Annotated in this window: 10 protein-coding genes; 6 read left to right on the forward strand and 4 right to left on the reverse strand. The window is 61.2% G+C overall.

Annotation, left to right across the window (positions count from 1 at the left end; all coding sequences use genetic code 11):
* Positions 1 to 6 precede the first annotated feature (6 nt).
* The 5 genes from JQ635_RS06835 to JQ635_RS06855 all read left to right on the forward strand — a co-directional run bounded on the left by JQ635_RS06835 (position 7) and on the right by JQ635_RS06855 (position 5,344).
* Positions 7 to 636 (forward strand): NUDIX hydrolase, encoded by a 630-nt coding sequence (locus tag JQ635_RS06835; protein WP_211409109.1) that lies wholly within the window; start codon positions 7 to 9, stop codon positions 634 to 636.
* Positions 602 to 2,584, forward strand: a complete 1,983-nt coding sequence (locus JQ635_RS06840) for a B12-binding domain-containing radical SAM protein (RefSeq protein ID WP_211409110.1) — start codon at positions 602 to 604, stop codon at positions 2,582 to 2,584. Before JQ635_RS06835 ends, JQ635_RS06840 begins: the two co-directional genes overlap by 35 nt.
* A 20-nt stretch (positions 2,585 to 2,604) precedes the next feature.
* Complete coding sequence (locus tag JQ635_RS06845) at positions 2,605 to 3,573, forward strand: aldo/keto reductase (protein WP_211409111.1); 969 nt, start codon at positions 2,605 to 2,607, stop codon at positions 3,571 to 3,573.
* 202 nt (positions 3,574 to 3,775) lie between these two features.
* Positions 3,776 to 4,516 carry an ABC transporter permease gene (locus JQ635_RS06850; RefSeq protein ID WP_211409112.1) on the forward strand — a complete coding sequence of 247 codons (741 nt, stop codon included), beginning with the start codon at positions 3,776 to 3,778 and terminating at the stop codon, positions 4,514 to 4,516.
* A gap of 75 nt (positions 4,517 to 4,591) precedes the next feature.
* Positions 4,592 to 5,344 (forward strand): ABC transporter ATP-binding protein, encoded by a 753-nt coding sequence (locus JQ635_RS06855; protein WP_211409113.1) that lies wholly within the window; start codon positions 4,592 to 4,594, stop codon positions 5,342 to 5,344.
* 35 nt (positions 5,345 to 5,379) lie between these two features.
* On the opposite strand, the gene JQ635_RS06860 is transcribed toward JQ635_RS06855, so the two are convergent.
* A complete protein-coding gene (locus JQ635_RS06860; RefSeq protein ID WP_211409114.1) occupies positions 5,380 to 6,891 on the reverse strand; it encodes an MBOAT family O-acyltransferase in 1,512 nt (503 codons plus the stop codon).
* A 3-nt stretch (positions 6,892 to 6,894) separates the two neighbouring features.
* Positions 6,895 to 9,102, reverse strand: a complete 2,208-nt coding sequence (locus tag JQ635_RS06865; RefSeq protein ID WP_211409115.1) for a hypothetical protein — start codon at positions 9,100 to 9,102, stop codon at positions 6,895 to 6,897.
* Between the two features lie 83 nt (positions 9,103 to 9,185).
* Here JQ635_RS06865 and JQ635_RS06870 point away from each other — a divergent pair, with 83 nt between their 5' ends.
* Positions 9,186 to 9,497 (forward strand): hypothetical protein, encoded by a 312-nt coding sequence (locus JQ635_RS06870; protein WP_211409116.1) that lies wholly within the window; start codon positions 9,186 to 9,188, stop codon positions 9,495 to 9,497.
* A 634-nt stretch (positions 9,498 to 10,131) separates the two neighbouring features.
* Here the strand turns inward: JQ635_RS06870 and JQ635_RS06875 are convergent.
* Together JQ635_RS06875 and JQ635_RS06880 are read right to left on the reverse strand one after the other, a co-directional pair.
* Positions 10,132 to 11,757 carry an MFS transporter gene (locus JQ635_RS06875; protein WP_211409117.1) on the reverse strand — a complete coding sequence of 542 codons (1,626 nt, stop codon included), beginning with the start codon at positions 11,755 to 11,757 and terminating at the stop codon, positions 10,132 to 10,134.
* A gap of 95 nt (positions 11,758 to 11,852) precedes the next feature.
* A complete protein-coding gene (locus JQ635_RS06880) occupies positions 11,853 to 12,485 on the reverse strand; it encodes a hydrolase (protein ID WP_211409118.1) in 633 nt (210 codons plus the stop codon).
* Positions 12,486 to 12,621 lie beyond the last annotated feature (136 nt).

A 12,621-nucleotide genomic window follows, 5' to 3' on the forward strand; every position in this document is an offset into this window, starting at 1 on the left:
TGCCACATGACGGCTGAGTTCGGGACGGTCTTTCGGACCCCCTGGTTTGAAATCAGAACTGTTGATCCCGGTCGGGAGCCGAGTGGAACCACGGAACCCTACTACTGTGTGATTCGCCCCAATGGCGTCCTTGCTTTCGTGCTCGATCGCGCGGGAGCGGTCGTCATGGTCGAGCAATACCGCCCGCCGCTCGGCCGGACGACGCTGGAGATGCCGGCAGGCTCGGTGGACCCGGGGGAGACCCCCGAGGTCGCCGTCGTTCGAGAGGTTCTGGAGGAGACGGGGCTGGTCTGCGAGAGCTGGCACGCGATAACGCCCTGCCGCTTTGCCCTTCAGCGGGAAGATGCGATCGACTATTTCTTCGTGGGCCTGGGGGCCCACGAGGCCGAGGGATACCGGCGGACGGAGCATGGAACCGTGCGGTCCCTGCCACGGTCCGAGTTGCTGGATCTGGTGAAATCGCACCGTTTCGACCAGACTGCGGCGCTGAGCGGGCTCTATATAGCCGAGAAGTTATTTGGTATTGACTTACTGACCGCTGATCTGGCGTGTATCCAATCGGCGCTGGCTACTTCAGCGGGTGGGGACCTGGGAACTGACAATGGTTCGGATCGGGCTCGTCCAAATCAACAATAGCTTTTCCGGCCAGAACTACCTGCCGTATTCGATTGCCTGCCTGCAATCCTACGCCGAGCACCGGCTGCCGCCCGGCAAGTTCAGTTTCCTCCCGATGATCTACAAGCGGATTCCGGTGTCCGAGATCGTGGATCGGCTGGAAGGCGCCGACGTCATCGGCTTCAGCATCTATGTCTGGAACGCCAGGATATCGCTCGAGGCGGCGCGGCGCGTCAAACGGCTCCATCCTGACCGGCTGGTGATCTTTGGCGGGCCGCATGTGCCCGACCATGCCGAAAGCTTCCTGCGCGACAATCCGTTCATCGATCTCGTCGTCCACAACGAGGGCGAGAAGACTTTCGTCGAGCTGCTGAACCGGCTTCCGGAGCGCGACTGGAGCGGAATCCGCGGCATCAGCTACATCGACGCCGCCGGCAATTTCGTGCGCGCCGCACCCGTCGAGCGGATGCGCGACCTGGAAGAGCTGCCGTCGCCGTTCCTGAACGGCATTTTCGACGACCTGATCGCCAGCAACCCGGAGGAGCAGTGGATCGGTCTCTGGGAGACCAATCGCGGCTGCCCGTTCCAGTGCACGTTCTGCGATTGGGGCTCGGCGACTGCCGGCAAGGTGACCAAGTTCGAGTTCGATCGCCTGCGCGGCGAGCTTGATTGGTTCGCCGGGCGCGAGGTCAAGTATATCTTCGTCTGCGACGCCAATTTCGGCATTCAGAAGCGCGACGTCGAAATTGCGGAGGCGGTGGCGGAGATCCGTGCGCGAACCGGATTTCCCCACGGCTTCTCGGTGCAGAACACCAAGAATGCCACCGAGCGCGCCTACCAGACCCAGAAGATCCTGTCGGATGCAAAGCTGAACAAGGGCGTTGCGCTGTCGATGCAGAGTCTTGATGCGACCACGCTCAAGAACATCAAGCGCGACAACATCTCGCTGGAAACCTATTTCGAACTGGCGCGGCGATTCACGGCCGACAAGGTCGAGACCTACAGCGATATCATCCTCGGCCTGCCCGGCGAGACCTATGACACGTTCCGGAACGGCGTCGACAAGCTGATCCGCCTCGGCCAGCATAACCGCGTGCAGTTCAACAATCTGACCATTCTGCCCAACGCAGAAATGGGCAACCCGGACTATCTCAAGAAGTTTGGGATGGTGACGGTTCAGTCCGAGATCATCAACATCCACGGCACCCGCGAAGAGATGCCCGACGATGTTCCCGAGGTTCAGGACCTCGTGATCGCGACCTATTCGTTGCCGCCGGAGGAATGGCGCAAGACGCGTGTGTTTGGCTGGATGGCGGCGTTCCTGCATTTCGACAAGCTGCTGCAACTGCCGATGATGGTGGCCTGCGAGCTCGGGGGCCTCGCCTATCGCGATATCATCGATGCGTTCCTGACGGCCCCGAAGGAAGAGTATCCCGTCATCAGCAGCGTGCGCGAGCTCTTCGACAGAGAGGCGCTGTCGATGCAGCATGGCGGGCCCGAATACGTCTATTCGAAGGAGTGGCTCGGGATCTATTGGCCGGCCGACGAATACATGTTCATCAAGCTGACCGCGGAAGGGCAGCTGCAGACGTTCTACGCGGAGGCGGAGAGGCTGCTGCCCGGTCTGCTCGCAAAGTCCATGGTCGATCAATCCTGGCCGCTGCTCGAAGGCGCGGTGAAGGAGGCGATCAAGCTGAACGCCGCCCTGATTTCGCAACCTTTCGTGCTGGACGATCTCCGGATGTCCACGCGCTACAACATCCTTGAATTCTGCGACAATGTCCGTAAGGGCGCGCCTGCGGCGTTGCGTGAGATGCCGTCGGAGGTGTTGATCGAGCGCAGCAAGTCCAGCTATTCCGATATTCTCGACTGGTGCCGTGAAGTCGTGTGGTGGGGCAACAAGAAGGGCGCCTATCTCTATATCAACCGCAGCATCATGGCCGAGCCGCAGCTCGCCGGCCATTACTGATCCCGTAGCGAGCCAAGCCCTTGCACTACCGGCCGCTCGGTTCCACCGGAATTATGGTTTCGGCCATCGGCTTCGGCGCCTGGGGGATCGGGGGCTGCACGCCGGGCGCTACGTCCTACGGCGAGACTGACGATCAGGAATCGCTTCGCGCCCTGAACGCGGCGTTCGATCGCGGAATCACCTTCTACGACACGTCGAATGTCTACGGAAACGGTCACAGCGAAGAACTGATCGGCGCGTGCTTCGAAGGCCGCCGAAGCGACGTCGTCATCGCGACCAAGGCCGGCATCACGGCATCCTATCGCGGGTACGACTTCAGCCCGGCGGCGTTGCGGACGTCGCTCGAAGGCAGCCTGCGCCGGCTGCGGACGGATTATGTCGACGTGCTCCAGCTCCACAACGGCAGTCTCGACATCGTGACGGGCGACCTCGAGGTCGTGGAGCTGATGCAGCGGTTTGTGACCGAGGGCAAGGTCAGGTGCTGGGGCATCTCGACGCTCTCGCCGGAAGATGCGCTCGCGCTGATCGATGTCGCCGGCGTCGGGTGCTTTCAGGTCAACTGCAACATACTGGACTGGCGCGCGATCGATGCCGGATTGCCCGGTCAGGCGGCGTCGCGAGGCATTGGCATGATCGCCCGTACGCCGCTGGCCTCGGGATTTCTGGCCGGAGGCGTCGGCAAGGACACCGTATTTCCTGCCAACGACCATCGCAGCAGATGGCCGCGCGATCGGATCGTCACTTGGATGGAGGCCGCCCAAGGGGTTGTCGACAGCGTCGATCTGGCCGATACGCCCGGGAATCGCGTTGCCTTGGCACTGCGATTTTGCCTTTCGGTGGACGGAGTTGCCACGGTGATTCCAGGCATGCTAACGCGTAACGAAGTTCTGGCCAGCGTCGCGGCTTGCGAACAGGGGCCGCTTGGGCGAGATGTCATGCTGAGCATCGAAGGCGTCTACCGCCGTTACGAAGCCCGGTTGCGGGCCTGACGTCTGGCGCAATCTTGCGGGGCATCGCAAGTTCCTTTGCGCGGACTTCTGGTCCGGCCTGCCTGTCGGGTGCGATATTCAGAACGCGACGCCTGACGCGGAGTGGTGCACGAAGTTGGGAGTGGTCTTGGCCTCAACCGCTGTAAAGCCGATATCAGAACCGCATCCGGTGGCATCAGCGATCCACGGGAGCTTGAACACGTTGTCCAACGCCCTGAGCTGGGCGTGGCTCGACACGGTCTGCCAATATCGGCGGTCGAGAATCGGCCCATTGTGGGAGACCCTCAACGTTCTCGTGATGCTGCTGGGCCTGAGCGTCGTCTCTTCGGCGATCTTTGGCAGCAGCGTCTCCGACATTATCGCCTATGTCGGCGTCGGAATCATCGTCTGGTCGGCCATATCAGCACTGGTCATCGAAGGGGGCGGCGTCTTCGTCAGAAATGCCGGATATCTCAGCAATTCGACGCTCGGTCTCGGTCTCTATGTCGGACGAACCGTTTTCAAGATCATGATCACCTTCGGGCATCACGCGATCATTTATGTGATGGGGGTCGTGTTTGCGCTCGTGCCGCTCAGTTGGACCAGCCTGCTTGCGATCCCCGGGATCGTGCTGCTGTTCGTCAACGGCTTCTGGGTCGTGATGGTGCTCGGCTTCATTTGCGCGCGGTACCGGGACGTCGAACTGATCGTGCGAAACTTGATGCAACTTGCTTTTTTCGTGACGCCGGTATTCTGGAACTACCGGCAAATCGCCAGCAACCGGCAGTTTCTCGTCGAATACAACGTGCTGTTCTATTTCATCGAGATCATCCGCGATCCGCTGCTCGGCCAGGTCCCGCCACTCGCGCACTATCTGACGGTTCTCGGGTTTACCGTGGCCGGTTATGGGCTCGCCTTTTTCGTTTACCGGCGGATGCGCGGTCAACTCGCGTTCTGCGTCTAGAGCATGTCCGGAAAAATGAATACCGGCCTTCCGATGAGATCATGCTCAAACGTTGCCCTGGGAAACGGCTGACCCATGACCTACGTGCGTCTGAAGAACGTCAACGTCAGCATACCGATCTACGATAGCCATGCGCTCCGCCTGATCCGCCTGCCGTCGTTCAGCAATGTCCGGGTCGGCTCCGACACGGCAAGCCGCACCAACGGCGTCATCGTCATTCATGCCCTGAAGAATCTCTCGCTCGAACTGGAAGAGGGTGACCGCGTCTGCCTGATCGGCCACAATGGCGCGGGCAAGACCACCCTGTTGCGGCTGGTGGCCGGAATCTACCCGACGTCCACCGGTTCGGTGGACGTGAAGGGGAGTGCATTCACGCTGCTCAGCGGCAGCATCGCGTTGAATGCCGATGCCACTGGCTACGAGAACATCAGGCTGATCGCAAACCTCTACAATTGGCCGAACGACAAGTATCAGGGCCTGGTGCGCGACATCGAGGAATTCACCGAGCTCGGCGTCTATCTGTCGTTGCCGACGCGCATCTACTCGGCGGGTATGCAGGCCCGGCTCGCCTTCGCGCTTGCGACGGCCCAGAACCCCGACATCCTGTTGATCGACGAAGGCATCGGCGCGGGCGATGCACACTTCCAGGAGAAGGCGCGCGAGCGCGTTAATCAGTTCGTCAGCCGCGCGCGGATCTTGATGCTGGCGTCACATTCGAAAGAGCTGTGCCGGTTGATGTGCACAAAGGCGCTGGTCCTATCCAAGGGCGAGAGCGTCTTCTTTGGCGGCGTCGACGAAGGCTTCGCCTTCTATGAGCAGATGAGCTGAGCCGTTGTCACGAGGCGGTTCTATGTCATGCAGCTTCAGAACGTGAAGTAGATGAATTCGCTCACGCGATTGACCGCCACCAGATTGTAGGTGAAGGCGACGCCGAACAGCAGGCCGAGCGCCGCCGCCCAGCCGAGCGTCGGACGCCATACCAGCCAGGCTTTTTTCGGTCGCCCTTCGCCGAGGAGAAATTGCTGGGTGTTCGGCAGCCCCCACACGATCGCCAATGCCGCGATGAACCAGCCGAGCAGCACACCGCCGGCGAGCCAGTCGCCCTCAACACCGACTCCGATCGCCTTCAGCCCCTCCGAGACTCCCGGAGCAGGGTCGAGCAGAGGGCCGTGGAGCCAGCCATGCATACCCCTCATTCCATCGAGAATGCGATTCGCTGCATCGAAGCTCTCGGCCCGGAAGAAGACCCAGGCGATCACGACCAGGAGAAACGTGGCAATCTGCGCCATCCACTGCCTGAAGACGTTGACCTCGCGCTCGCCGCGAAGAGCCCGCCAGGCGTGGTTGACGAGCAGGAACAGGCCGTGCAGTCCGCCCCAGGCGACGAACGTCCAGTTTGCGCCATGCCAGAGGCCGCCGATCAGCATGGTGAGCATGACGTTGACATAGCGCCGCGCCGGGCCGGACCGGTTGCCACCCAGCGGGATGTAAACGTAGTCACGCAGGAACAGCGATAGCGTGATGTGCCAGCGCCGCCAGAAATCGACGATACTGGTCGCCTTGTAGGGTGAGTTGAAATTGAAGGGGAGCACGATGCCGAACATCAGACCAAGGCCGATCGCCATGTCCGAATAGCCGGAGAAGTCGAAATAGATCTGGAAGGTGTAGGCGAGGGCAGCTCCCCAGGCGTTGACGAACCCGGGCGTTCCGCCATTCGCCGCGGAGGTGAATACGGGCGTCGCGTACGCGGCCATGCTGTCCGCGATGATGGTCTTCTTGAACAGGCCGAACAGCAGGAAGCTGATGCCGAGCGCGAAGTTTTGCCAGGAGAAAAGCGCGAACGTCGGGGCCGAAAACTGCGGCAACAGCTGATGAGGGCGGATGATGGGCCCGGCGATCAGATGGGGGAAGAAGCTGACGAACAGCGAATAGCGTGCCAGCGACGATTCAGCCTGCTTCCGTTGCCGGGTCTCGATCAAATAGCTGATCTGCTCGAAGGTGTAGAAGGAGATCCCGACCGGCAGCGCAATGGTCGGGATGACGAACGAAGCCGAAAACAACTGGTCGATGCTGGAGATGATCAGGCCGGTGTATTTGAAATAGCCGATCAGCGCGAGATTGAGCGCAATGCCGCCGATCAGCCATGCCCGCGATCTCAGGCGAGAATGAGCGATGGCGTAGCCGAAGAGGAAGTTCGCAACAACCGAAACGAGGAAGAGAGCGAAGTTGAACAGGCTCGAATAGGCGTAGAATGCCAGGCATGCCGCGAGCAGGAACAGCAGCGCCGCATTTGGCCGCCGCGAGCCGAGCAGGTAAAAGCCGCCGAGCGTGATCGGCAGGAAGACGAACAGGAAGATGGGCGAGTTGAACAGCAAGGGTTACCAACACGTCGCTTTGTTTTGACGATTCTGAACTTTCGAGCCTTGGGTTGCGGCCGAGATCTGCCTGGCAAATTCGGGATTGGCGGCCGCCCAACCGGCAATTCCCTCCCGGCTATGCGCAAGATGCGCATTGATGTTCTCACCCGTGAGGTGGACGCCAAAATCCGCCGGTGGCGCGGATTCCGGACGATCATGTCCGAAGATGCGATCGAGGATGAGATCGCCGGCGGCACGACGGTAATGCGAAAGTTCCCAGAACCAACGCATCGGCGTCAGATCTGTGCGCTCCGGCACGATTTCACGCGTAACCGAGTTGGCGTCGCTGAAATCCCACAGGGCGAACGGCTTGCGTCCGGCTCGCGCCGCCTCTTCTTCATTGATTCGGACCAATTCCTGCTGCCAGAACTCGTACCGGTCGGAGAGGCCGAGCGCGACGAACAATTGCCGAACCGAAGCGTGCAGCGGCGTCATGAAGAGGCGCAGATCGGTTTCCCGTTCATGGGCTCGCCGAACCAGGAAGCGGAATGCTTCGAAACTGCTCATTCCGGTTTCGCGGTTGTTGAAGCAATACATGTATCGCGGCGGCATGAGCCAAATGTACCAGCGCCAGCTCAGAACGTTGTTGCGGAAGACCCGGCCGTTGCCACCGTTCTTGTGAATGTTGTCGTCTTGCCAATCCCAAACGCGCATGCCACGGCTGTTGAACGACACGGGCTCCGATTGCCCACGAAGTGTTGCGATCGCGTCGTGCACAGCCGTTGTCGAAAAAACCAGGCGGAATAGCTCGCCGATCTGAAACGCCGCCTTTCCGAGCGCTTGCCAACGTGACAGGAGGACGTCCGAATAATCGGCGGCCGGAAGGCCACCCGTCAGTCCCTGCTTTTGACCGACTGCAGCGTAGTGCGAATAACCGTCGCCGTATTCGCCAAGCGCCAATCGGACGCGTGCATCGGGATTTTTGGACAGATAGTTGGCTTCGTTCCAGCCGTCGGGCAGAAAGCCGCCCATCCGCTTTTCCGCACGCCCGGCCGCCAGATAGTGGTGATAGCCGTTCAGAAAAGAACCTTGCGAAATCTGATACTCGACGTCGCGGTTGACCTGTAGATATCTCCTGTCGTTCCAGGCTTTCGGTGTGAAGCCGCCCTCGCGATGCTCCGCTTTGCCGGCGGCGAGATAGTGGTGATAACCGCTGATGAAGGTGCCGCGAGCGACTTCCGCTCTCACGTCGTGATTGACGCTCAGATAGAGCTCTTCGTTCCAGTCGGGCGGTGGCGTGCCGTCCTGTCGGCCTTCAGCGCGCCCGGCGGCAAGATAATGGTGATAGCCGCTGACGAAGGTGCCTCGCCGAACCTCGGCGGCAACATCCGGATAGATTCGAAGATACTGCGCCTCATTCCAGCCGGGTGGCGACACTCCATTCTGCCGACCTTCGGCGCGTCCGGCAGCAAGATAGTGGTGATAGCCGCTGACGAAGGTGCCTCGCCGGACCTCGGCAGCAACGTCCGGATAGAGTCGAAGATAGAGCGCTTCGTTCCAGTCGGCAGGGGGACTGCCCTCCAACATCACGGTAGGATCCGCGGCCGCTTCCGTGCGGGCCACGTCCCCCGGGGTAGGCGTCGCAGCGGAGGCGGAAGGTTCGCCGGCGCTGTCAGACCGGCGCTTCGCAAGCTCGGCTGTCAGAAAATCGGCGAAGGCCCGAACCCCGTCGCCGGAGAATCGACCCTCCAGGTAGGCCTGGTCGCGCGGAAAGAAGATATTGAATCCGAAGAAATCCAGGCCGATCACAGTTTGCTGGAGCGGTGCAACTGATTGTGCGTGGAGAAACGCCAGCATGACCTCATAGCTGGTGGCCGAAGGCAGTCCGAAGTTGAAGACGTTTTTGCCGTTCCATCCGGGATGCTGCGGATCGAGCGCGACCTCGGCACGGGAGCTGCCTAATATGACCGCGTCGGGCTTGATCCGCCGTACCTGATACGGCTTCACGGCGGGAACGTAATTTTCGTAGCGCGGCCGCACGAGATTGATCCCTGCAATGTCAGGGGTTCCGAACACGTAGTAGGGGTCAACGAATAGGATGAGCGCGGAGAGGGCGAGCGGAGGGAAAGCTAAGAATGCAATGAATCCAACGGTGAAGCGTCGAAAGCTGGAACCGATTGGCGACGCGGGATCGGCGGCCTTGCTGTTCGCAGAGACGAGTGCGCTCACCTTGGTCGTGGCTCTCTTGGGGGGACATCGGAGGTTGAGAGCAACCTATCCAAGGACTCCACGAGGGTCAAATAGGCAAAAATGTGAACATCGGAGCGTCGCTTGGGCTGCTGGTGGCGATCCGCGGCACTTGCGATACTGACGGCACGCAGTGCCGCACCGAGGTCGAGAGCTTTTCCAAGATCGTCTCGCCCGGCACCGGCAACAGTGCGACCTCGCTCACTGCCTGGTGCGGGCAGCAACTGTGCGATCCCGAAAATCTGCATCTCATCCTACGCGCATCAGGTGCGGTCTCAGCCTGTTTCGCCTCGCTGTCAATCCGCCTGCGAAGAAATATTCCGCTTTACCGAAATTCGGATTTGTCGTATGTGTTGCCCATCCCGGCTCATTCTTGAGGGGCGATCATGTGGTCGTCATTGTCGCGAGCCGGGTCTGCGGTGGACGCGGCAGCGTCGGGCGCGAGAGGTGCGGGCAGGGCGGATTGCTCTCCGTGAGCCCAAGGTTTCGCGCGGACGAACGGCGCTGACAGGCTCGTCTCGCCAACAGGTCGACGGCAACGTGCACAACGTCGTCGAACCCTGTGGTGAACAAGCGAGCCGCGCGTACGGCAAAACCGTGTGGTCCTGGCCGTCGTTGCTACGGTCAAGCCTTTGCGGATGCGGCAGTCGCGTCAACCGGTGCGGCGCCGGCGACTTTCGCGAAGGCGAGGGAGGCCAGAAGGAATTCGGCTCCCGGGAGAGCGCGGCATAAGCCGCCCGACCATCGCGCAGGGAAGGCCGTGTGTTGGGCTTCACCTGTATGCTGCTGTGCGGTCTCCTTGCGCACCATCTTCGCGCAGCGGACCGCGGGTGCCGCCGGCACCCGGCCTTCCCTGCGCCCTCTTGGCTTTGAGGGGACAGTGACGAAGCAAAGCTCGGGCGAAATCCGCCGCGAGAATGCAGAGGTGTGTCCTTGAAAGAGGTGCAGGAGGATCGCAATGCTGCCGCTTGCTCCGTCATTTCGAGAAGCCCCTTGGCCCGGATATCTGCCTCAGCCGGAGGAACCCGGTAGCCCCCGAAAATCCGCAGCAATAAGATGGGTCACCTTGGGCTCGGCAGCAGCGCCAAACTCGCGGACGGAATCCTGAACGATCCTGTCAGCGTTCGTTACGCGTTGATGTTGTCGTAGATGCTCCAGCCACGAGGCGACCATAAACGTCTCCAGAAAGCGTCCGCTGTCGGCAGCATCTTCGAAGACGTCCCAGGAATAGGCGCCATCACGCCGTCGTTGCTGCTCCAGTTGCTTGATTGCATCGAGAAAGGCGTCTCTTCGCTCAGGAGCGATACGGTACTCCACCGTGACCAGTACCGGCCCGCGGTCGGCATCCGCGTCGACCGCCAGCACGGGGGCCGGCCAATGCATGGAGGGCGCGAGGTCCACCCCCTGGCCGCCCCGCAGCTTCCAGCGCCAGGTCAGCGCGATGCCCGCTACCGCTCCGGCGGCCGCGATGAAGTGCGCCGCGGGCAGGCCGAACGCCGAGGCAAGCTGCCCCCAAAGCGCGCTGCCGGCGGTCATCGCGCCGAAGAACACGGTCACGAACATGGCCAGCCCGCGCCCGCGCACCCAATCGGGCAGGGACATCTGGACCGAGACGTTCAGGCTCGCGAGAACGGCGATCCATGACATGCCTGCGAGGAGGCAGGCCGCGAATCCGATCGCGGAATAGCGTGCGGCACCCAGCAGGACCAAGCTGGACGCCGTGCCGAACGTGCCGACCGCGACGAGCCGGTCGGGTCCTAGAACCGCCTTCAGCCAAGGCAGCGCAAATGCGCCGCCGACGGCACCGATGCCGATCGCGCCGAGCAGAATGCCGTAGAGTTCGGGACCGCCCGCGATCTGATTGCGCGCGACGAGCGGGAGCAGAGCCCAATATGCGCTGGCGAAGAAGAAGAACGCCACCGCCCGTATGAGAGTCGCGCGCAGATCGGGGTTGTATCGCGCATGCCGAAAGCCGATCACGAGGGCTCCGGTCAGGCGCTCCGGCGGAAGTCTGCTTCCTTGCGATGTCGGTGGGCGCCACCAGAGCAGGGCGCCGATCACGGCGAAGTTGCTCAATGCGTTGATCCAGAACGGCGCCGCGATGCCTAGCACGCCGATCACGACGCCACCGAGCGCCGGTCCGATTGCCCTGCTGATATTGACACCGACGCCGTTGGTCGCCACCGCCGCAGCCAGGTCTTGCTTCGGGACAAGCTGCGGCACGATTGATTGCCATGCGGGAGCGGTGAAAGCAGAACCCGCACCGAGGAGGAATGTGAACAACAGCAGAATCGACGGATTGATCAGGTCGAGCCAGACCAGAACCGCGCTCACCGCCGCGACGACGGTGAGTAGGATTTCCGATCCGATGAGAAAGCGGCGCCTGTCGACGATATCGGCCAGAGCGCCGGCGGGCAGCGCGAAAAGGAACATGGGAAGGCTGCTCGCGACCTGGACCAGGGAGACCGTGAGTGGATCCGGATTGAGGCTCGTCATCAGCCATCCGGATGCCGCGTTGTACATCCAGGTGCCGACATTGGCGACGACGGTCGCGATCCAAACTACCGTAAACGCCTTGTGTCGGAACGCGATCCATGGCGAAGCGCTCTGCGTTCGATTTTCGTCAATCTTTGTCATGTGCTCTGCTGTGGCAAATCGCATCCTTTCGCTCTGGCTCAACGAAGGATCGAAACGATGGCGCAAGGGATCAGCTGGAAGCGAAGCTACACCTCCTAGGGTGCAGGGCGGATCATGTCGCGCGCATATGCGAGGCCGATTCCGTATCCACCGCCGTGGGTTTCCACGATGGATCGAGCGCCGTCGTACGTTTCCCGACGGGTCCAGTCTCGCTGAAACTCCAGAAGAACCTGGATCCATGATGTCATATGCGCGCCTGCGTCGCACATACGTCGCAAGGCGAGATCATGGCTCACAGGGGTGAGACCGCCGCACGCGTCGCCAACCACAAAAACATCAAAGCCCTCGTGAAGCGCCGAAAGCACCGGAAACGAGACGCAGGCTTCTGTCAGAAGGCCTGAAACGATCAGCCTTCGCTTGCCCGTTTGAATGACCGCTGTTCGAGCGGCATCATCATCCCACAAGTTCATATTCCGGCGCTCGATGGGGTGGATATCCGGAAGAACCTCCCGAATTGCCGCCATTAACGGACCGCTGTAGACCTTTGAGGCCGACGTTGATGCGACAATCGGTAGCCCAAACACCTTAGCGGTCCGTGTGAGCGCAATCGTGTTGTTGAGAAGCACCTGACGGTCGATCGAACCGACCCCGAATGCGAGGCCTGCCTGCTGATCGATCAGCACGAGAGCACAATCGCTGGGTTGCAGCAGAGTCTTACTGTCGCTCATGACGGGTACCTCTCTCCGAAATGCGCTGTTGAGTTCTCGGGGATTCCAAGTTCGTTCAAACAGACGGCAGTCGGGCAGCCTATATGAACTGCTCCCCCGGCTCTTGAACAATTGGACTGCGCGGTTCGGGCAGGAA

It is taken from the genome of Bradyrhizobium iriomotense, assembly GCF_018130765.1.
Classification (GTDB): domain Bacteria; phylum Pseudomonadota; class Alphaproteobacteria; order Rhizobiales; family Xanthobacteraceae; genus Bradyrhizobium; species Bradyrhizobium iriomotense_A.